A 19,651-nucleotide genomic window follows, 5' to 3' on the forward strand; every position below is an offset into this window, starting at 1 on the left:
GGCGCGTCGAGGCGTGCGGCGGCGCGGTCAGGGCCGGGGCGCTGCGCGCCTGATCGCCCTTCCCGCCAGGACCTCCGTGCGGTGGCCGTTCTCGATGACGGGCTCGCCGTTGATGAGGACGTGGGGGATGCCGGTGGGCAGGGTGCGCGGGGCGGCGAAGGTGGAGCCGGCGGCGACCGTTTCCGGGTCGAAGAGGACGAGGTCGGCGCGGTAGCCCTCGCGGATCAGGCCCCGGTCGGGCAGGCGCAGGCGGGCGGCGGGCCGGGAGGTGAGGTGGGCGACGCACTCCTCCAGGGAGAGGACGCCCAGTTCACGGACGTAGTGGCCCAGGTAGTGGGGGAAGGTGCCGTAGGCGCGCGGATGCGGCTTGGCGCCCTGGAGGATGCCGTCGGAGCCGCCGGTGTGGACGCGGTGGCGCATGATCCGGCGGACGTTCTCCTCGTGGCCGACGTGCTGGAGGATCGTCGGGCCGAGGTGGTCGTCGATCAGCAGACGGCGGGCTACGGTCCACGGCTCCTCGCCGCGCGCGGCGGCGCTCTGTGCGACGGTCCGCCCGACGTACGGGGCGAACGCCGGGTCCGTCGTCCCGGAGATCTCGATGGTGTCCCACTCGATGGGCACGCCGTGGCAGCCGTCGGCGCCCTCGACCTCCATGGTGTGCCGGATCCGGGCGGCGCTCCCCTCGTCCCGCAGCCGGGCGAGAATCGCCTCGGGCCCGCCCTCGCTCGCCCAACTCGGCAGCATCGCGACCAGCGTCGTACAGCCGGGGGTGTACGGATACGAGTCGAGGGAGATGTCGGCGCCGCCGTCCAGCGCCGCGTCCAGCAGGGCCAGCAGCTCGGGGGCGCGGTCCTTGTTGACGCCGAAGTTCATGGTGGCGTGGGCGAGATGGAGGGCGCAGCCCGCCTCGCGGGTGAGGGCGACCATCTCCTCGTACGCCTGGAGCGCACCGGCGCCGTAGGAGCGGTGGTGCGGGCAGTAGTAGCCGCCGTATTCCGCCACGACGCGGCAGAGTTCGGTCAGTTCGGCGTCGGAGGCGTACATGCCGGGGGTGTAGGTGAGGCCGGAGGAGAGGCCGACGGCGCCCTGTTCCAGGCCCTCGGCGACGAGTTGCTTCATCCGGGTCAGCTCGTCGGCGGTGGCGGGGCGGTCCTCCCAGCCCAGGGCGAGCATCCGGACGGTGCCCTGCGGGATGAGGTAGGCGGCGTTGACGGCGATCCCGGCGCCGTCGAAGCCGTGGTCGAGCCGGTCGAGATAGCCGCCGACCGAGCGCCAGGTGAAGTCGATGTCGCTGCCGTCGCCGTTCCATCCGGCGATCTGGGCGCGGACCTCCGCGAGGGTGCGGTCGTCGACGGGCGCGTACGACAGGCCGTCCTGGCCGAGGACTTCGAGGGTGACGCCCTGCGCCGCCTTCGCCTCGTGCGCGGGGTCGCGGAGGAGGGCGAGGTCGCTGTGGGCGTGCATGTCGATGAAGCCGGGGGCGAGGGCGAGACCGTCGCCGGGGAGCGTGTGGCGGGCGGACGGGCGGGGACCGGCGTCGCCCTCGCGGTGCACGGTGGCGATCCGGCCGCCGACCAGGGCGACGTCGGCGCGGTAGGACGGGCCCCCCGACCCGTCGATGACGCGTACGTCGCGGAGCACGGTGTCCATGGAGCTGCTGCCTTTCGGTACGTCGGCCTTGCGGTCGAGCCTGCGGTCGGCCGGTGTCCGGGGCGGTTCGCCGGTCGGGTGGGGAGGGGCGGAGGGGCGGGGTGAGACGTGGGGGGCGTGGCCCGGGCGGGGGCGGTTTGTTCAGGAAGGCTTCCTGAGCGAAACGCCCCCGCCCGTACCGCTTCCGGAAGAGCGTCCGGAAGGAGGTCCGGAGGAACGTCCGGTCTAGAAGAACGTCCGGATGAAGTCCACGACCGTGCCGTCGGATTCGACCAGCGGGATCAGCTGCCACTTGTCGAAGGAGGTGCAGGGGTGGGAGAGGCCCATGCCGACCCAGTCGCCGACCTCCAGGGCGTCGGCGGACTCGGTGGCCAGCCAGGCGTGCTGGTCGGAGAGACCGGTGACGGTGACTCCGGCGGCGGGCCGCTCGGCGCCGTCCCGGGCGGAGCGGACCACCTGGGCCCGCGGCAGGTCGAGGTCGTAGGCGGCGTCCCGCTTCCCGGCGTTGGCGAACGCCTGGTGCGGGGTGGGGCGGGAGACGATCTGCGCCCAGAGGCGGAACGCGGGCTGGAGGGTGCCCTCCTCGGGGACCCGGTTGAACGGTGTGAGGTGGCGGTAGTGGCCGTCGTCGTGCGAGACGTACGCGCCCGAGCGCAGCAGCTTGAGGACCGGGGCGGAGAGCGCGGGGATCTCGGCGAAGACCTCGGCGACCGCGTCGAACCAGGCGCTGCCGCCCGCGCTGACGACGATCTCGTCCACCCCGGCGAACCGGCCCTCGGCGTCGAACGCGGCGGCGAGCGCCACCAGACGGCGCAGCCAGGCGGTGACCTTGGTGTGGTCCGCGTCGGGGACCTCGCCCTCGTATCCGGCGACACCGGCCAGGCGCAGGGTGGCGGTCGCGGCGACGGCGTCGGCCACCGCGCGGCACTCCGCCTCGGTGCGGACGCCGGTGCGGGCGCCCTCGCCCGCGCCCAGCTCGACGACGACGTCGACGGGGCGGCGGGCCCCGGCGTCGCGGAGCGCGGCGTCCATCAGCTCGACGCCGCGGACGGAGTCGACGTAGCAGACGAAGTGGAACTCCGGGTCGGCGTCCAGCTCGGCGGCGAGCCAGCGCAGGGCGGCGGGGTCGACCAGTTCGTTGGCGAGGAAGATCCGGGCGATGCCGTGGGCGCGGTAGACGCGGGCCTGGTGGGGGACGGCGGCGGTGATGCCCCAGGCGCCGTGCTCCAGCTGGCGGACGAAGAGCTGCGGGGCCATGGAGGTCTTGCCGTGCGGGGCGAAGGCGAGGCCGTGCCGCGTCGCGTACGTCTCCATCAGCGCGAGGTTGTGCGCCACGGACTCGGCGGAGAGCGCGAGGACGGGGGTGGTGAAGCCGCCGTCGAAGAGGTTGCGGCGTTCGGCGGCCAGTTCCCCGACGGTGCGGCCCTCGGCGTCCGGCGGGAGCGCCTTGAAGCGGTGGTCGACGCGTTCGTCCGCGAGGGCCCGGGCGGCCGCCGTCGCGGGGGCGTGCGGGTCCGTGGCGGGCCGGTCGTGGGTGAGCCGGTCGTCGGCCATGGGGCCTCCTCAGAGCTGGGCGCCGGGCGCGGGCTGCGCCGCGGCGTGCCGGTCGGTGCTGGGCGAAGTATGCGCCGGGGGATCGGGGCGGGGCCGGATCGGGTCGGGCCTCTCCGTATCCGTTGCATATTCTGCAACACCCATTGCGTATATCGCTTAATGCTGTCTAACATCCGAGCCGACGCCGGGTCAATGACGGGTGTCGGCGGTCGTCACGGCCGCCGCGCACGCCGTGTCCCGGGCCGGAAATCCGGTGGTCACCGCGGTCGTCGGCCGCACCGCCACCGGACGCCCGGCACCCGCCGCCCGCACCCGCCGCGACCGCCGCCCGGCCCTCGCCCCCGAGCCGCCGCCCGGTACGTCCACCGCCGCGACGCGTGCCGGACGGACGGCTCCGGCGCCGCGGTACGGCCGGGTCCCCGGATCCGGCGACGGCTTCCCCACACGGCACAGCTAAGGAGCACCACCCTCGTGACCAGGCCCTCGAACGCCAGCGGCACCGCAGGCCAGGACGGCGGCGCCACCCACGGCGCCGGGCTCCCGGCGGGCTCCACCGACGTCGTCTGCCTCGGCGAGTCCATGGTCACCTTCCTGCCGTCCCGCCCCGGGCGCCTCGCCGACGTACCCTCCTTCGCGCGCGCCATCGGCGGCGCCGAGTCCAACGTCGCCTGCGTACTGGCCGCCGCCGGACACCGCGTCCGCTGGGTCTCCCGGGTCGGCGCCGACGGCTTCGGCGACCACCTCGTCGCCGCCATCGCCGCCCACGGCGTCGACACCGGCCACGTCGCCCGCGACCCGCACCGCCCGACCGGTATCTACTTCCGTACCGCGGGGGAGCGGGCCACCGGCGCGGACGGCGAGGAGCCCGACGCCGCCGAGGTCGTCTACTACCGCGCCGGATCCGCCGCCTCCGCCATGACCCCCGACTCGCCGGGCCCCGCCGCCCTCGACGGCACCCGGGTGCTGCACCTCACCGGCATCACCGCGGCGCTCTCCGACAGCTGCCTCGCCGTGCTGCGCACCCTCACCCGCCGCACCCCGGACCGCCCGCTGGTCTCCTTCGACGTCAACTACCGCGTCGGGCTGTGGCAGGGCCGCCCGCAGGGCCCCGAGACCCTGCTCGACCTGGCCCGCGGCGCCGATGTGGTCTTCGTCGGGGAGGACGAGGCGGCGGCCGCCTGGGATCTGCACGGGCCCGAGGCGATCCGCGCGGCGCTGCCCGAACCGGCCGTCCTCGTCGTCAAGCAGGGCTCCGAGGGCGTCACGGTCCTCCACCGGGAGGCCACGGACGGCGCGCACCCCGGCACGGCCCCCGGCGCGCCCGCCGGTGCCGACACGCCCGCCGGAGCCGGTGCCGACACGCCCGCCGCCGACACCCGCACCTACGCCCCCGCCCTCACCGTCGACGTCGTCGCCTCCGTCGGCGCGGGGGACGCCTTCGCCGCCGGATTCCTCTCCGGGACCCTGCGCGGGCTGCCGGTGTTCGACCGGATCCGGCACGGGCACCTCATGGCCGCCGCCGCGCTGACCGTCCCCGGTGACCTCGCTGGACCGCCGCCACGCCCGCTCGCCGACCGCCTCGCCGCCCTTCCCGCCGGTGACTGGGGGAGACTGCGTCTCGGCCCCGGCTGGACGACGGGGCTGCACGACACACGGGTGGAGGTCCCCCAGACATGAGCCAGACAGTAGACCGCGCACTGAGCATCCTTCCGCTGCTCGCCGAGGGCCCGGCCAACCTCGAACAGGTCGCGGTCCGCCTCGGCGTGCACAAGTCGACCGCGCTGCGGCTGCTGCGGACCCTGCACGAGCACGGCATCGTCTACCGCCAGCCCGACCAGCGCTACCGCCTCGGCGCCCGGCTCTTCGCCCTCGCCCAGCAGGCGGTCGAGAACCTCGACGTGCGCGACATCGCCCACCCCCACCTCGTCGCCCTCAACGAGAGTTGCGGACACACCGTCCACCTCGCCGTCTACGAGGAGAACGAGGTCCTCTACATCGACAAGGTCGAGAGCCGCTACCCGGTGCGGATGTACTCGCGGATCGGCAAGCCCGTCGCGATCACCGTCGCCGCGGTCGCCAAACTGCTCCTCGCCGACCTGTCCGACCCCGAGCGCCGCGGCATCGCGGAGAAGCTCGACTACCCCCTCTACACGTCCCGTTCGACACCGAACGCCGCGGCCTTCCTGGCCGAACTGGCCAAGGTCCGCGAACAGGGCTGGGCCACCGACCTCGGCGGCCACGAGGAGTCCATCAACTGCGTCGGCGCCCCGATCCGCGGCGCCGACGGCCGGGTGGTCGCCGCGATGTCGGTCTCCGCACCGAACGTCGTCGTCACCGCCGACGAACTCCTCACCCTCCTCCCGCTGGTGCGCCGCACCGCCGACGCCATCAGCCGGGAGTACTCCGGAACAGCAATCCCCCGGCCCTCCGCCGGTCCCGCACAGGAAGCCTGAACACCATGACCGAGAAGACCGCGCTCACCCCGGCCACCCACACCACCCCGCCCGCGAAGTTCTCCCACGGCGTCAGGAAGGGCAACATCCTCCAGGTCGCCGGCCAGGTCGGCTTCCTCCCCGCCGAGGAGGGCAAGGCCCCCACCCCGGCCGGTCCCACCCTGCGCGAGCAGACCCTCCAGACCTTCGCCAACGTCCAGGCGATCCTCGAAGAGGGCGGCGCGACCTGGGACGACGTCATGATGATGCGCGTCTACCTCACCGACGTGGACCACTTCGCCGAGATGAACGAGATCTACAACGCCTACTTCGAGGAGCAGGGCCTCAAGGAGGCGCCCGCCGCCCGCACGACCGTCTACGTCGGTCTGCCCAAGGGCCTGCTCATCGAGATCGACGCGCTCGCCGTCCTGAGCTGACCCGACGGACCGGGCCGCACCCGGCCACCGTCCACCGCCGCACCGGCCGTCCGTACGGCACCCACCGCAGGGGTCGCCGTACGGGCCCGGGCCGGGCACCCACCGCAGGGTCCCGGCCACCCACACCCCCCACCGAGCAACCGCCTTGCCCTTAAAGCACCTTCACCCGCACCGTCCGCCGCACGGCGCGGCGCCCCGCACCTCCGGGGCGCCGTGCCGCGGTCCGCCCTGCCCCGAGACGCATTCCAGGGGAGCCACCCGGACCTCCGGGCCCCGCCGACAACGGAGTCACACGATGTTCCTCGCCGCCGCCACGGCCCCCGCGCCACCGCCCCCGCCGCCGCACACGGGCGGGCTGCTCGCCCTGATACCGGGCACCCCGGGCCTGCTGACCGTCGCCGTCCTCGGCATCGCCCTGCTGCTTGTGCTGATCATCAAGTTCCGGCTACAGCCGTTCGTCGCGCTGCTCACCGTCTCCATCGCGGTCGGACTGGGCGCCGGACTCTCCGTCACCGAACTCTTCGGCACGGTCCAGAAGTCCGATGTGAAGTCCATGATCGAGAGCGGTATGGGCGGCACCCTCGGCCATATCGCGATCATCATCGGTCTGGGCACCATGCTCGGCTCGATCCTGGAGGTCTCCGGCGGCGGTGAAGTGCTCAGCACCCGCCTGCTGAACCTCTTCGGCGAGCAGCGCGCCCCGCTCGCCATGGGCCTGACCGGCCTCCTCTTCGGCATCCCGGTCTTCTTCGACATCGGCATCTTCGTCCTCGCCCCGATCGTCTACGCGGCGGCCAAACGCGGCGGCAAGTCGATGCTCCTCTACTGTCTGCCGCTGCTCGGCTCGCTGTCGATGACCCACGCCTTCCTGCCGCCGCACCCCGGACCGGTCGCCGCCGCGAGCCTCTTCCACGTGGACCTCGGCTGGATCATCCTGATGGGCCTGGTCTGCGGTATCCCCGCGGTCCTCGCCACCTGGGCGTGGGCCGCCTGGATCGGTAAGCGGATCTTCGTCGAACTGCCGCAGGACATGGCCGAGGCGGCGGACGAGGCGAAGGCGGCGGTCCTCGCCGAACAGCGCGCCGCCGGGGTCACCCCGCAGGAGAAGCCGGTGTCGCTGGGCGCCGTCCTCACCATCATCGCGATACCGCTGGTGCTGATCCTGCTGTCGACGTTCTCGTCCATCGCGCTGGACCCCAGTACGTTCCGGTCGGTCGTCGAGTTCTTCGGCAACCCGTTCGTCGCGCTGAGCCTCGCGCTCTTCGCCGCGTACTACCTGCTCGGCATCCGCCGCGGCTGGTCGCGCAAGTCGCTGGAGCGGGTCTCCACCGCCTCGCTCAAGCCGATCGGCAACATCCTGCTGGTGGTCGGCGCGGGCGGCGTCTTCGGCGCGGTCCTCCAGGGCAGCGGCGTCGCGAACGCCCTCTCCGACACCTTCCACGGCGTCGGGCTGCCGGTCATCGTGCTGGCCTGGCTGCTCTCGCTGGTGCTGCGCGTCGCCCAGGGCTCGGCGACCGTCGCCATCGTCACCACCGCCGGGATCGTCCTGCCGCTCGTCCAGGGCCAGGGCATGTCGCAGGCGCATCTGGCGCTGATCATCATGGCGATCTCGGCCGGTTCGATCTTCGCCTCGCACGTCAACGACGGCGGCTTCTGGATGGTCGCCAAGTACTTCGGCATCTCCGAGCGCGACACCCTGAAGTCCTGGACGGTCCTGGAATCCGTCCTCTCGGTCGCGGGCTTCGCGGTGGCGGCGCTGGTCAGTCTGGTCGTGTAGCGGAGGGGCGGACCGCCGGGGGACGGAACGGGACGACCCCGGCGGTCCGGGCGGCGCAAGGTGGCACGGTGCGTCAACTTCCGCCTGATCCGGGCCGATTCATTGCCCTGGGGCCGTGGGGCGCCAACAATGCGCACGACAAACCGAAGGGCTGTTCGCCCTGCGGTACGCAGCGTGAGAGGACCCCACAATGAACCGACCTCTCGTCGGCACCCTCGCCACCGTCGTGCTGGGCGCCGCCGCCCTGGTGGGCACCGCCGGAACGGCCGGTGCCGCCCAGCAGTCCGGCACGGACGCCCCCAACACCTTCCGTGCGACCACCCCCATATCCGCCCCGGCCAAGGCCCACACCCAGGCGGTCGACTTCGCCGGGACGGTGGCGCTCAGCAACTGCTCCGGCTCCATCGTGAAGATGCCGACCTCCAAGGACACCGACCCGGCACTCGTCATGACGAACGGTCACTGCCTGGAGTCCGGGATGCCGGGGGCGGGCGAGGTCATCGTCGACCAGCCCTCCACCCGCAGCTTCACCGTCCTGGACGCCAAGGCGGGTGAGCTGGGCACCGTCAAGGCGACCAAGGTCGTCTACTCGACGATGACCGACACCGACGTCACCCTCTACGAGAGCGGCTCCACCTACGCCGACATCCAGCAGAAGTACGGCATCAAGCCCTTGGAGCTGGACACCGCGCACCCCACCGACGGCCACAAGATCACCGTGGTGTCGGGTTACTGGAAGCAGACCTACTCCTGCGCCATCGACGGCTTCGTCCCCCAGCTCAAGGAGGGCGACTGGACCTGGAAGGACTCGGTCCGCTACACCACCGACTGCAAGACGATCGGCGGTACCTCCGGCTCCCCGGTGATCGACGACGAGACCGGCAAGGTCACCGCCATCAACAACACCGTCAACGAGGACGGTGAGAAGTGCACGCTCAACAACCCCTGCGAGGTGGACGAGAGCGGCGCCGTCACCGTGCACAAGGGCACCCCGTACGGCCAGGAGACCTACGGCATCCCGAAGTGCTTCACCGACGGCAACAAGCTCGACCTGAGCGCCTCCGGCTGTGAGCTGCCCAAGCCGTCCGGCGTCCGCCGCTGAACGCAGCAGACATGAAGAGGCCGGGCCCCGCGCGCACGCTACGCGGGGCCCGGCCCGTATGGGGGGTGGCGTTCGAGGGGCCCGCCACCTCCGGGCCCGCGCCGGTGGTTACGGCAGGCTGTGCACGTGCTTGCCGACCTGGCTCGCGAAGGCGTTGCCGTTCGCCGCGTCCCAGTTGGTCGACCAGGTCATCGCACCGCGCAGCCCGGGGTACGTCTTCGACGGCTTGAAGGTGCCGCAGCCGCTGCCCTTCGTCAGACAGTCCAGCGCGTCGTTGACCACCGACGGGGCGGTGTAGCCGCCGCCCGCCGCACTGGAGGACGCCGGGACACCCAGACCGACCTGGGAGGGGTCGAGGCCGTTCTCCAGCTGGATGCAGGCGAGCCCGGTCAGGAAGTCCACGGTGCCCTGGGAGTAGACCTTGCCGTCACAGCCCAGCATCGAACCGCTGTTGTAGTACTGCATGTTGACGACGGTCAGGAAGTCCTTGATCCCCAGCGCCGTCTTGAAGTACTCGTTCTGCGGCGACTGCATGTCGATGGTCTGCGGCGCCATCGTCACCACCACATCGGGGTGCTTGGCGTGCACCGCCTTCAGCGCCTGCGTCATGTACGTGGAGTTCAGGCCGTTCTCCAGGTCGATGTCGACGCCGTTGAAGCCGTACTCGTCCATCAGCTTGTCCAGCGACGCGGCGAAGGCGTCCGCGGAGGCGGAGTCGCTGACCGAGACGGCCCCTTTCTCGCCGCCGACGGAGAGGATCACGGACTTCCCCGCCGACTGCTTCGCCTTGATGTCGGCCTTGAAATCGTCGGCGGAGGCGTAGCCGACCGCCGGATCGAGGTTGAAGGTGATCTCGCCAGGCTTGCCCGTCGCGTCGGCGAAGGCGACCGCGATGATGTCGTACGCGTCATCGACGTCCTTCAGCTTCTGGACGGTGGCGCCGTTGTTGAAGTTCTGCCAGTAGCCGGTCACCGCGTGCTTGGCCACCGCGGACGCGCCCGCCGCCGGAACGGATTGCCGGTGGGCCTCCGGCGCCGCCTGCGCGGTGCCCGCGGAGAGCGCACCGCCCGTCAACAACGCCGCCACGGCGACCACGGCCGGCAGCGCCTTCCTCGTCGTACCCGAACGTGTCTTCCTGCTTCGTGCGCCAACCACGACTGCCTCCGGCTGTGGGGGAGTTGGGGGTGTGCGGTGCGCGCGCAGAGAGCTCCGCGCTGCCGTACAACGTGGTCCAGACCAATGCCCCTGTCAAGGTTTCCGACACCACCCGTTGCCCCTTGCGGGTGGCGGGCGTGACGATGGCCGGGAGGTGAAGTGGCCCTTCCCCAGGGGCCGCAGACGCGGGGTCAGTGACCCGGAACGTGTTCTCCCGGACGTATCTCGCGGATAAAGTGCTGGACGTACGGCGCCGAGTGCGCAAGCAGTGCGGAGACAAGCAGTGCAGACAGCGGCCCCGGGAAGCGGAGGCCGGAGGGAGTTGGGAGGGAGCGGCGTGCCGACCGCGATTGCCGTCACCGGCTCCGATCTCGCGCTGCCCGCCGCCGACCGCACCACCCCCGCGGCGGTGGTGCTCCCCGCCCCGCACCTCCAACCGCTCGACGAGGCGCTGACGCAGACCGCCGCGGTCCTCGAACACCACGGCCACCTCGTCGTCCTCTACTCCGACGCCTGCCCCGCCGACCACGTACGGCGGCTGCACACCCTCCGCGGGCTGCTGGAGAGCGACCGCATCGCCCTGGTCAAGGTGGACCTGCCGCCGCTCGGCCTCGCCGTCCTCGCCCGTCAGCTGCGCGAACTCTCCCGCTCGGCGCTGAGCCCCGGCGTCCTGGCCTGCGCCGCCCGGCTGCTGGCGCACTACATCCACGCCGGGGCGCTGCTCGCCACCGTCGGCGGACTGGACCGCGTCGAGGTCGACCTCCGCGCCCATATGGCGTCCTGGCTGCCCGGTGTGCAGTTCGCGGTCCTCGCCGCGCCCGCGCCGCACCTGGTCAGGGTCGAGCGCCACCGCACCGACGCCGCGCTGCCCGCCCCGTCGTACGCCACGGAACTGGTCCTCGCCCGAGGCCATTTCAACGGCGACTGGGTCGGCTCCGTGCTCGCCCCCGCCTGGCAGGTGCGCGGCGCCCACGAGGTGCCGCTGCCCACCGAGTCCGCGCAGTGGTGGGGCACCCGCAAGCTGGTCGAGTTCGCCGCCGCCATCCCCGACCCGGCGCTCCTGCACCGTCTGGTCTCCTCGGTACGCCGCGAGGAGTGCGCCTGGTGCGGCCTCGAACTCCTCGGCGACCGCTGCGCGTTCTGCGGTACACCGTGCCGCGGCGGGGAACACGTCGCCGCAGGTGGACGCGCGGTGACCGAGGGGACCACGGGGACCCGCGGGGCGCCCGCGGCGCTGCCCCCGGGAGGCGGCGAGCCCCCCGCCGCCGGAGCGCCCGCCTCGGCCGGAGCGCCCGCCCCGCTGCCGGGCACGGCGCCCGGCCCGCTGCCCGGCCCGCTGCCCCCGGGCCCCGCGTCCGCCGCCCCGCCGCCCGCCTCCGCCCCGCCCGATACCGCCCCGCCCGGGGAAGCGCCGCCCGCGGCCCGGCCGTTCGGTACGCCGGGTGTACCGGGCGCGCCGGGCGCCTTCGGCGCGCCCTGTGTCCCCGGGCTGCCCGCGGGCCCCGCCCCGTTGCCCCCGGACGCGCCGCCCACCGGGCCGCCGTACCCGGGGGTGTATCCGGGCGGTACGCCGCTGGCGGGGCCGCTCCCCGGTGGCCCGTTCGCCGGGCGGCCGCCCACCGGCCCGCCGCCCGCGGCCCCGCCAGCGGCCGGGCCCCCGTACGCCCTCGGACTCTCCCCGGTGGCGCCGCCCGGCGTGCCCGGAGGCGTTCCCCGTCCGCAGCCGCCCCGTCCCGCCCCGATCGAGGTCCCCCACCCATGAACGCACGTCAGCGCCGCGGCCTGATCCTGCTCCTGCTGTCGGTCCTCTGCGCGGCCGGCGCCTTCGCCGGGGTGCTCTCCGTCATCCGCAACGTCGAGTCGAAGGTCGGCCCGGAGCGGACCGCGTACCGGCTCAAGGCCGATGTGGCGGCCTACACCCCGCTGGATCCGGGGCAGTTCGAGAAGGTCGCGATGCCCGAGCGCTGGCTGCCGCCGACCGCCGTCACCGATCTGGACGCCCTCAGCGGGAAAATAGCGGTCACCCCCCTCCACAAGGGTTCGCTGCTCCAGAACGACATGATCGTCGCCCGGCCCGCGCTCCAGCCCGGTCGCCAGGAGATCGCCATCATGATCGACGCGGCCACCGGTGTCGCCGGGAAGATCACCCCGGGCGCCCGGGTCAACATCTACGCCACGTTCGAGGGCAAGCGCGCCGAGGACAAGCCGGTCTCCAAGGTCATCGTGGCCGGTGCCCAGGTCATCGACGTCGGCAAGCTCACCCCGCTCGCCGCCCAGGACCCCGGCGACGCCACCGGCGCCCGCCGGGAGGGCGAGGCCGTCCCGATCACCTTCTCGCTCGACACCAAGGACGCCCAACGCGTCGCCTACGCCGAGTCCTTCGCCTCCCACGTACGCCTCGCCCTGCTCGCCCCCGGCTCCGACCGCGCCATCCCGCCGGCCGACCGCACCTACACCCTGGACGGCGACAAGTGACCCGGAGGCACCGGTGACCATCCGCATCCTGCCGGCCGTCGGCGACCCCGACGCCGCCCGCGCCCTGACCACCCTGCTCGCCGGGGTGCCCGACGCGGCCACGGCGCCGCCGGTCGCCGACTCCGCGGCGCTCCTCGACGCGCTCGCCGGAGCCGCGCCGCCGGACGCCACCGGGCCCGCCGCCGTCGAGGCGCTGCCCGAGGTCGTCCTCGTCCACGAGCGCATCGGCCCGCTGCCCGCCCTCGACCTGATCCGCGAGGTGGCGCTCCGCTTCCCCGCGGTCGGCGTCGTGCTGCTCACCGCGGACGCCGGGCCCGCGCTCTACTCCGCCGCCATGGACGCGGGCGCCCGCGGCGTCGCCGGACTGCCGCTCGGCCACGACGAACTCGCCGCCCGCGTCCGGGCCGCCGCCCAGTGGGCCGCGGGCGTCCGCGTCCACCTCGGCGGCGGGCGGGAGGCACCGCCGGGACCGGCCGGGACCCTGCTCACCGTCACCGGCGCAAAGGGCGGCACCGGCACCACCGTCACCGCCGTACAACTCGCCCTCGCCGCCCGCCAGGCGGGCCGCCGGGTCGCCCTCGTCGACCTCGACCTCCAGTCCGGCGACATCGCCTCCTACCTGGACGTCCAGTTCCGCCGCTCGGTCGTCGACCTCGCCGGGATCGCCGACCTCTCCGCCCGGGTACTGGCCGACGCCATACACGACCACCCCACCGGCCTCGCGCTGCTGCTCGCCCCCGAGGAGGGCGAGCGCGGCGAGGAGGTCGACGACCACGCCGCCCGGCAGATCGTCACCGCGCTGCGCGCCCGCTACGACGTCGTCATCGCCGACTGCGGCTCCCAGATGCAGTCCGCCAACGCCGCCGCCGTGGAACTCGCCGACACCGCCCTGCTGGTGACCACCCCGGACGTGGTCGCGGTACGCGCCGCCAAACGCCAGGTCCGGCTCTGGGACCGGCTGCGGATCCGTAAGGCGGAGTCCACCCTCACCGTCGTCAACCGCCTCACCCGGCACACCGAGATCCAGCCCCCGCTGATCGCCAAGGCCACCGGCACCGCCGTCGCCGCCACCACCGTGCCCGCGGCCTTCAAGGAGCTGCAGCCCTGCGTCGACTCCGGGCGGATGCAGGATTTGGACGCCCGCTCCACGGTCCGCGCGGCCCTGTGGGCGCTCGCCGGGGAGCTGGGCCTGGTGGCCGCCGCCTCCGGCGTCCCCCGCCTCAAATCCGGCCACCGCGGCCGCCCGTCGCTGACCGGCCGCCGCCGCAAGGCCCTCCCGGCGGGCCCGGTACCGCCCCAGGCCACCCCCGGCCCGGCCACCCCTCCGGCACCGGCGGGCCCGTCCGCCCCGTACGAGGAGGGCTGAGCGGGTGGGGCGGGCGGGCGAGGCGCGTACGGGAGACCACGGCGCGGCGCGGGCGACGCGCTCCCGCGGGGGAGCCCCGGCGCGCCCGGGGCGGCCCGGCCCGGCGCGTCCGCCACGGCGCGGCCCCGGCGGGCGCCCCGTCCGCCTCCGTCGGCTCCCCGCGACGCCCCGCACCCGCCCCGCCGGGGACCGCGGTCAGGTCACCGTCGAGTTCGCCGGGATGCTGCCGCTGATCCTGCTGGTCCTCGTGCTGCTGTGGCAGTTCGTGCTGGTCGGCTACACCTTCTCGCTCGCCGCGCACGCCGCCGACCGGGGCGCGCGGGCCGCCGTGGCGCTCCGCGACGGCGGCCCCGGCGCCTGCCGTACCGCCGCCACCGGCGAACTCCCCGCCTCCTGGCGCTCCGCGGCCACCACCACCTGCGCCGCCGACGCGGGCCTGTGGCACGCGACCGTACGCCTCAAGGTCCCGGTGCTCTTCCCGGGTGCGGCCGCCTTCCCCTGGACGGTCAGCGGCACCGCCGGAGCCGTCGACGAGGAGGGCCGATGAGCCGGACCTGCGGGCGCGGACCGCGCCGCACGGACCCCGCCCGCCGCACGCCCCCCGGCGCGTCCGACGCCGCCCGCGCCCCCGGCGCGCGGCGGCCCGCAGGGGCCCGCCGCTTCCGCGGACCGGCCGGTGACCGCGGTCAGGCGTCCATCGAATTCCTCGGGTTCCTCCCGCTGCTGCTCGTCGTCGCGCTCGCCGTCGTCCAGCTCGGGATCGCCGCGTTCGCCGTGCAGCAGGCCGGTACGGGCGCCCGCGCCGCCGCCCGGACCGCCTCGCTCGACCCGCCGGACCGGCAGCGCGACCCGGCCGCCGCCGGGCGCGCCGCGATGACCGGCTGGGTCGCCGAGCGCGCCCGGATCGGCGTCGGCGGCGCGGGCGACGCGGTCCGCGCCACCACGACCGTCACCCTGCCCTCCGTCATCCCCGGTGTCTCCCTCGGCACCGTCAGCCGCAGCGCGACGATGCCCCGCCCCGCGGCCGCGCACGCACCGGGCGCCGCCCCGGAAGGAGTCCTCGCGCCATGAGTCTCAAAGGCCGCATCGCCGCCCCGGAACCGGAGGGCGAGGCCCGCTCCGACGGGCGGCTGGTCCCCGTCTACCGCGCCAAGCTCCTCCAGGAGATCGACCTGGCGGAGATGTCCGCGCTGACCGCCGCCGAGCGCCGCTCCCGGCTGGAGCGCGTCCTCGGCCACATCATCAGCCGCGAGGGCCCGGTCCTCTCCACCGCCGAACGCGATCTGCTCATCCGCCGCGTCGTGGACGAGGCGCTGGGCCTCGGCGTCCTCGAACCGCTCCTGGAGGACACCTCCATCACCGAGATCATGGTCAACGGCCCGGACCGGATCTACGTCGAACGCCACGGCCGGGTCGAGCCGGTCCCCGTCCGCTTCGCCTCCCACGAGCAGCTGATGCAGACCATCGAGCGGATCGTCTCCACCGTCAACCGCCGGGTCGACGAGTCGAATCCGATGGTCGACGCCCGGCTGCCGTCCGGTGAGCGCGTCAACGTGATCATCCCGCCGCTCGCCCTCAACGGCGCCGTCCTCACCATCCGCCGCTTCCCCCGCGCCTACGCCCTCGCCGAACTCCTCGGCATGGGCACCCTCGACGAACAGATGCTGCTGCTGCTCGCCGCCCTCGTCCGCGCCCGCTTCAACATCGTCGTCTCCGGGGCCACCGGCGCCGGGAAGACCACCCTGCTCAACGCGCTCTCCGGGCTCATCCCGGACGGCGAGCGGATCATCACCGTCGAGGACGCCGCCGAACTCCAGCTCCAGCAGAGCCATGTCATCCGGCTGGAGTCCCGGCCGCCCAACGTCGAGGGCAAGGGCCGCATCACCATCCGCGACCTGGTCCGCAACTCCCTGCGGATGCGGCCCGACCGCATCATCGTCGGCGAGGTCCGCGGCGGCGAGACCCTCGACATGCTCCAGGCGATGTCCACCGGTCACGACGGCTCGCTCGCCACCGTCCACGCCAACAGCGCCGAGGACGCGCTGATGCGGCTCCAGACCCTCGCCTCGATGTCCGACGTCAAGATCCCCTTCGAGGCGCTGCGGGACCAGATCAACAGCGCCGTCGACTGCCTCGTCCAGCTGGGGCGCGGCGCCGACGGCGCCCGCCGTATCACCGAGGTCGCCCTCCTCGACTCCCGCGGCCACCAGGCGTACCGCCTCGCCACCGTCTGCCGCTTCGAGACCGAACCGATGACCGCCGACCGCCGGGTCCACGGCCACATCCGCCACTTCCCGCTGCCGCGCCGGACCGCCGAACGCCTGCGGATGGCGGGCGAATCCGTCCCGCCCGCCTTCGGCGTCGCCGCCACCGACGATCAGCTCGCCACCCGGGAGGCCCGATGACGCGCGCCCTCGACCCCGCGCTCCTCACCGTCGGCGCCGCCCTGTTCAGCTGCGTCCTCGCGGTCGCCGGGCTCCAGCTCTACGCGTCCGGGCGGGACCGGCGGCGCGCCGTCGTCGACCGGCTCGCCGACGACCGCCGACTGCCGGTGACCGGCCGGGGCCGCCGCTTCGCCGCCCTCGACCGCGCGGTCCGCGCCACCCGCTACGGCCGCCGCCTGGAGAAACGGCTCGCCGCCACCGGGCTCGACGTCACCCCGGGCGAGTTCACCGCCTACCTCGCCGGGGCGGTCGTCGCCCTCTGGCTGGTCGCGCACGCCGTCCTCGCCGCCTTCTTCGGGCCGATCGCCGCGCTCACCGCCGTCTGGGCCGCGTTCGCCTTCCTCGACTGGCAGCGCCGCAAGCGCACCGAGCGCTTCATCAACCAGCTCCCGGAGCTGTCCCGCATCCTCGCCAACGCCACCCAGGCGGGTCTGGCGCTGCGTACGGCGCTGGGCATGGCCGCCGAGGAGCTGGAGGCACCGGCGGGTCAGGAATTGGCCAAGGTGTCCGACAAACTCGCGGTCGGCCACTCCGTCGAGGAGGCCCTCGACGAACTGGCCGAACGTCTTCCCTCCCGCGAACTCGTCGTCCTCGTCACCACCCTGGTCCTCGCCAACCGGGCCGGTGGCACCGTCGTCGGCTCGCTGCGCAACCTCACCCGCACCCTGGAGGAGCGCAAGGAGACCCGGCGCGAGGTCCGCACCCAGCTCTCGCAGGTCACCGTCACCGCGTACGTCGTCCCGCTGCTCGGCATCGGCACCCTGCTGCTGATGAACCGCATCGCCCCCGGCGCCATCGACCGGATGACCTCCTCCTTCCTCGGCCAACTCGCCGTCGTCGCCGCCTTCGTCCTCTACGGACTGGGCTTCTTCCTCATCCGACGGCTCTCCAAGATCGACGTCTAGGGACGGGCACCGCATGGCCACCGGAATCCTGCTGGCGCTGCTCGCCGCGCTCTCCGTCGCGGGCGCGTGCGGCGGCCTCGCGCTCTACCGCCGCGAGGCGAAACTCCCGCCCGACCTCGCCCTCTCCTTGGAGGTCGGCGCCCGCCGCACCACCGCCGTCGGCTCCGCCGTCGACCGTACGGGCATGCGCTACGCCCCGCTGGTGCTGCGGCTGATGGGCCCCGACCGGGTCTCCCGGCTGCGCCGCCGGATCGACCTGGCGGGCAACCCGGGCGGGCTGACCGTCGACCGCTACGCCGCCCGGCGCGCGGTCTACGGCGGGCTCGGGCTCTTCGGCGCGCTGGTGATGTTCCTGCGCGGCCAGCCGCTGCTCGGCGTGGTGATGGTGCTGTTCGCCTGCTTCTGGACCGAGGTCGGCATCCGCGCCGCCATCCGCCAGCGCAAGGACACCATCGAGCGGACGCTGCCGGACTTCCTCGACGTCCTCGCCGTCGTGGTCAGCGCGGGGCTCGGTTTCCGCCAGGCCCTGGACCGCGTCGCCGACCGCTACGAGGGCCCCTGGGCGGACGAGCTGCGCATCACGCTGCGCCAGATGGACATGGGCGTCAGCCGCCGTACCGCCTTCGAGGAACTGCGCAAACGCAACGACTCCGAGCAGGTCGCACAGTTCGTCACCGCCCTCCAGCAGGGTGAGGAGTTGGGCGCGCCGATCGTCGACACGCTCATCCAGATCGCCGACGACATGCGGCGCACCGACGCGCAGAACGCCCGCCGCCGGGCCGCCCGCGCCGTCCCCAAGGCCACCATGGTCGTCACCACCTTCATGGTCCCGGCGACCATGATCCTGCTGATCGCCGGGTTCTTCCTCGGCTCCGGCACCGACTTCGGCTCCCTGATGGGGAAATGAAAGCCGCCGAAATGTCCCCGACGGATTCACCCGGACGCGCCGCGCGCCGCGCTTCGGCGGCCACTCCGCCGCCCGGCCCGGGGTCCCGGGCGGAGCGCCGCGTACCGGATGTGGGCACGCGACCGAAACCGTTCGCGGCCGCCGACGGCTTGCCGCCAACTCCTTCGCAACAGCAACGAGTTGTGCCACAGTGGAGCCGCCATCGGGGTGCAGGGTGTCCCGCGCGGGGACCGCAGGGGGATCGGGGGTGAACGGAGTGCGAGGTGCACCGCTTCCGCCACGGAAGGCCATTGGCCGAATTCTTTCGCTCCGGCTCCTCGCCGTGTCCTCCGAACAGGTTGGGGTAGGGATTCCCTGTTCCAGGAGCGCCTTCCCGGCGTACTTTTCTCGTGTCGTGACCGCGGAGCTACGCGCCGACACCACGGGGACAGCCCAACCGGACCAGAGCGGTGCGGGGGCCCATGGAGGAGAAGACGATGGCGAAGCGGATCGTGAGGAACGACGACCGGGGGCAGACCTCGATCGAGTACCTCGGCATCATCGCGGTGGTCGTGGCGATCGTCCTGGTGCTGTCCACCACGGATTTCGGCAGTCAGATCGCGAACGCCATCGCCGACAAGATCTCCGAAGTCGTCGGCATCTAGCGGGCCGCACCCCCGCACCCGCCCCGCCCGGCGCCCCCGCCATGACCGCACCCGCCGCCCGCCCGCCGCGCGATGCCGGACAGGCGTTCCCGGTCTACATCGTGGCGGTCGCCGGGCTGCTCTTCCTCGCCCTCGCGTTCTTCGCCGTCGGCCAGGCGGCGGCGAGCCGCGGCGGCGCCCAGACCGCCGCCGACGCCGCCGCCCTCGCCGCCGGGCAGAAGTACCGCGACCGGCTGACCGAAAGCTTCCTCGACGCGCTGCGCTCCGGCGCCGACTGGCGCGATCTGCTGGAGGGCCGCGGCGCCGACTCCCGTACCGCCTGCGACAGCGCCGGGTGGTTCGCCGGGCGCAACGACGCGGTCCTCACCGACTGCACCCCCGACTCCTGGCCCACCTCCTTCGCCGTCCAGGTCCGCGCCCGCTCCGCCGTCGGCCACTCCGTCGTGCCCGGTACGGAGTCCGCGCACGCCGAGGCGCGCGCCACCGCCGTCGTCGAACCCCGCTGCCGCGCGGACGCCTCCGACGACACACCCCCGAAGACCGGACCGCACACCCCCGGCGGGGGAGTACCCTCCTCCACCCCCGGACCCGGCACCGGCGACACCGGTGCGGGCAAGGGGGAGCACGGCCCCGACGGCACGGACGACGCCCCCCTCCCCGGGCTCGTCTGCGACGGAAAGGCATGGCACCTGGTCCCCGGCGACCTGCACGACGGCCGCGGACTGCCCGGAGCCGCCGACCTGTTCGCCGTCCGGCTCGCCCGATGACCGCGCCGCCGGTCCCGGGCACGGCCGACCGCCCAC

19 protein-coding genes are annotated in these 19,651 nt (G+C 73.8%); 16 read left to right on the plus strand and 3 right to left on the minus strand.

Annotated features, from left to right (window positions below):
• Nucleotides 1-27: 27 nt before the first annotated feature.
• Both IF23_RS0126395 and IF23_RS0126400 read right to left on the minus strand, forming a co-directional pair.
• Nucleotides 28-1,650, minus strand: a complete 1,623-nt coding sequence (locus IF23_RS0126395; RefSeq protein ID WP_030287909.1) for an N-acyl-D-amino-acid deacylase family protein — start codon at nt 1,648-1,650, stop codon at nt 28-30.
• A 225-nt stretch (nt 1,651-1,875) separates the two neighbouring features.
• Complete coding sequence (locus IF23_RS0126400; RefSeq protein WP_030287912.1) at nt 1,876-3,204, minus strand: alanine racemase; 1,329 nt, start codon at nt 3,202-3,204, stop codon at nt 1,876-1,878.
• Nucleotides 3,205-3,403: 199 nt separating this feature from the next.
• Here IF23_RS0126400 and IF23_RS35175 point away from each other — a divergent pair, with 199 nt between their 5' ends.
• The 6 genes from IF23_RS35175 to IF23_RS0126430 all read left to right on the plus strand — a co-directional run bounded on the left by IF23_RS35175 (nt 3,404) and on the right by IF23_RS0126430 (nt 8,952).
• The gene (locus IF23_RS35175; protein ID WP_030287914.1) at nt 3,404-3,661 is read left to right on the plus strand and encodes a hypothetical protein; all 258 of its coding nucleotides are present in this window, start codon (nt 3,404-3,406) and stop codon (nt 3,659-3,661) included.
• A gap of 122 nt (nt 3,662-3,783) precedes the next feature.
• Nucleotides 3,784-4,881: a sugar kinase gene (locus tag IF23_RS0126410; protein ID WP_051739913.1), complete on the plus strand. Its 1,098-nt coding sequence runs from the start codon at nt 3,784-3,786 to the stop codon at nt 4,879-4,881.
• The gene (locus IF23_RS0126415) at nt 4,878-5,657 is read left to right on the plus strand and encodes an IclR family transcriptional regulator (protein ID WP_030287918.1); all 780 of its coding nucleotides are present in this window, start codon (nt 4,878-4,880) and stop codon (nt 5,655-5,657) included. Before IF23_RS0126410 ends, IF23_RS0126415 begins: the two co-directional genes overlap by 4 nt.
• A 5-nt stretch (nt 5,658-5,662) precedes the next feature.
• Nucleotides 5,663-6,073, plus strand: a complete 411-nt coding sequence (locus tag IF23_RS0126420) for a RidA family protein (RefSeq protein ID WP_030287920.1) — start codon at nt 5,663-5,665, stop codon at nt 6,071-6,073.
• Between the two features lie 295 nt (nt 6,074-6,368).
• Nucleotides 6,369-7,850: a GntP family permease gene (locus IF23_RS0126425; protein WP_030287922.1), complete on the plus strand. Its 1,482-nt coding sequence runs from the start codon at nt 6,369-6,371 to the stop codon at nt 7,848-7,850.
• 190 nt (nt 7,851-8,040) lie between these two features.
• Nucleotides 8,041-8,952 (plus strand): S1 family peptidase, encoded by a 912-nt coding sequence (locus IF23_RS0126430; RefSeq protein ID WP_030287924.1) that lies wholly within the window; start codon nt 8,041-8,043, stop codon nt 8,950-8,952.
• 108 nt (nt 8,953-9,060) lie between these two features.
• On the opposite strand, the gene IF23_RS0126435 is transcribed toward IF23_RS0126430, so the two are convergent.
• A complete protein-coding gene (locus IF23_RS0126435) occupies nt 9,061-10,056 on the minus strand; it encodes a chitinase (RefSeq protein WP_169750033.1) in 996 nt (331 codons plus the stop codon).
• A 388-nt stretch (nt 10,057-10,444) separates the two neighbouring features.
• On the opposite strand from IF23_RS0126435, the gene IF23_RS32260 reads away from it, so the two are divergent.
• The 10 genes from IF23_RS32260 to IF23_RS0126485 all read left to right on the plus strand — a co-directional run bounded on the left by IF23_RS32260 (nt 10,445) and on the right by IF23_RS0126485 (nt 19,615).
• On the plus strand, nt 10,445-11,869 hold the full coding sequence (locus IF23_RS32260; RefSeq protein WP_051739908.1) for a hypothetical protein: 1,425 nt from the start codon (nt 10,445-10,447) through the stop codon (nt 11,867-11,869).
• Nucleotides 11,866-12,582: a Flp pilus assembly protein CpaB gene (gene cpaB, locus IF23_RS0126445; RefSeq protein WP_030287930.1), complete on the plus strand. Its 717-nt coding sequence runs from the start codon at nt 11,866-11,868 to the stop codon at nt 12,580-12,582. The genes IF23_RS32260 and cpaB overlap by 4 nt, the downstream gene beginning before the upstream one ends.
• Before the next feature lie 13 nt (nt 12,583-12,595).
• Nucleotides 12,596-13,948, plus strand: a complete 1,353-nt coding sequence (locus tag IF23_RS0126450) for a CpaE/TadZ family protein (RefSeq protein ID WP_030287932.1) — start codon at nt 12,596-12,598, stop codon at nt 13,946-13,948.
• 4 nt (nt 13,949-13,952) lie between these two features.
• Nucleotides 13,953-14,495, plus strand: coding sequence for a TadE/TadG family type IV pilus assembly protein (locus IF23_RS35180; protein WP_078654278.1), 543 nt, complete (start codon nt 13,953-13,955; stop codon nt 14,493-14,495).
• Nucleotides 14,492-15,019 carry a TadE/TadG family type IV pilus assembly protein gene (locus tag IF23_RS0126460; protein ID WP_078654279.1) on the plus strand — a complete coding sequence of 176 codons (528 nt, stop codon included), beginning with the start codon at nt 14,492-14,494 and terminating at the stop codon, nt 15,017-15,019. Before IF23_RS35180 ends, IF23_RS0126460 begins: the two co-directional genes overlap by 4 nt.
• Nucleotides 15,016-16,353, plus strand: a complete 1,338-nt coding sequence (locus IF23_RS0126465) for a TadA family conjugal transfer-associated ATPase (RefSeq protein WP_030287939.1) — start codon at nt 15,016-15,018, stop codon at nt 16,351-16,353. The genes IF23_RS0126460 and IF23_RS0126465 overlap by 4 nt, the downstream gene beginning before the upstream one ends.
• Nucleotides 16,350-17,297: a type II secretion system F family protein gene (locus IF23_RS0126470; protein ID WP_030287941.1), complete on the plus strand. Its 948-nt coding sequence runs from the start codon at nt 16,350-16,352 to the stop codon at nt 17,295-17,297. The genes IF23_RS0126465 and IF23_RS0126470 overlap by 4 nt, the downstream gene beginning before the upstream one ends.
• 13 nt (nt 17,298-17,310) lie before the next feature.
• Nucleotides 17,311-18,204, plus strand: coding sequence for a DUF5936 domain-containing protein (locus IF23_RS0126475; RefSeq protein ID WP_030287943.1), 894 nt, complete (start codon nt 17,311-17,313; stop codon nt 18,202-18,204).
• Nucleotides 18,205-18,680: 476 nt separating this feature from the next.
• Nucleotides 18,681-18,848: a membrane protein gene (locus IF23_RS34535; RefSeq protein ID WP_030287944.1), complete on the plus strand. Its 168-nt coding sequence runs from the start codon at nt 18,681-18,683 to the stop codon at nt 18,846-18,848.
• Between the two features lie 41 nt (nt 18,849-18,889).
• A complete protein-coding gene (locus IF23_RS0126485; RefSeq protein WP_030287946.1) occupies nt 18,890-19,615 on the plus strand; it encodes a pilus assembly protein TadG-related protein in 726 nt (241 codons plus the stop codon).
• Nucleotides 19,616-19,651 lie beyond the last annotated feature (36 nt).

Source organism: Streptomyces catenulae (assembly GCF_000718015.1).
In the GTDB taxonomy this organism is placed as follows: Bacteria; Actinomycetota; Actinomycetes; order Streptomycetales; family Streptomycetaceae; genus Streptomyces; species Streptomyces catenulae.

Bases quoted from the DNA above. Each gene is read 5' to 3' on its own strand.
- IF23_RS0126395 (WP_030287909.1), bottom strand. From the start codon at position 1,650: ATGGACACCGTGCTCCGCGACGTACGCGTCATCGACGGGTCGGGGGGC.
- IF23_RS0126400 (WP_030287912.1), bottom strand. From the start codon at position 3,204: ATGGCCGACGACCGGCTCACCCACGACCGGCCCGCCACGGACCCGCAC.
- IF23_RS0126410 (WP_051739913.1), top strand. From the start codon at position 3,784: ATGGTCACCTTCCTGCCGTCCCGCCCCGGGCGCCTCGCCGACGTACCC.
- IF23_RS0126415 (WP_030287918.1), top strand. From the start codon at position 4,878: ATGAGCCAGACAGTAGACCGCGCACTGAGCATCCTTCCGCTGCTCGCC.
- IF23_RS0126420 (WP_030287920.1), top strand. From the start codon at position 5,663: ATGACCGAGAAGACCGCGCTCACCCCGGCCACCCACACCACCCCGCCC.
- IF23_RS0126425 (WP_030287922.1), top strand. From the start codon at position 6,369: ATGTTCCTCGCCGCCGCCACGGCCCCCGCGCCACCGCCCCCGCCGCCG.
- IF23_RS0126430 (WP_030287924.1), top strand. From the start codon at position 8,041: ATGAACCGACCTCTCGTCGGCACCCTCGCCACCGTCGTGCTGGGCGCC.
- cpaB (WP_030287930.1), top strand. From the start codon at position 11,866: ATGAACGCACGTCAGCGCCGCGGCCTGATCCTGCTCCTGCTGTCGGTC.
- IF23_RS0126460 (WP_078654279.1), top strand. From the start codon at position 14,492: ATGAGCCGGACCTGCGGGCGCGGACCGCGCCGCACGGACCCCGCCCGC.
- IF23_RS0126465 (WP_030287939.1), top strand. From the start codon at position 15,016: ATGAGTCTCAAAGGCCGCATCGCCGCCCCGGAACCGGAGGGCGAGGCC.
- IF23_RS0126470 (WP_030287941.1), top strand. From the start codon at position 16,350: ATGACGCGCGCCCTCGACCCCGCGCTCCTCACCGTCGGCGCCGCCCTG.
- IF23_RS0126475 (WP_030287943.1), top strand. From the start codon at position 17,311: ATGGCCACCGGAATCCTGCTGGCGCTGCTCGCCGCGCTCTCCGTCGCG.
- IF23_RS34535 (WP_030287944.1), top strand. From the start codon at position 18,681: ATGGCGAAGCGGATCGTGAGGAACGACGACCGGGGGCAGACCTCGATC.
- IF23_RS0126485 (WP_030287946.1), top strand. From the start codon at position 18,890: ATGACCGCACCCGCCGCCCGCCCGCCGCGCGATGCCGGACAGGCGTTC.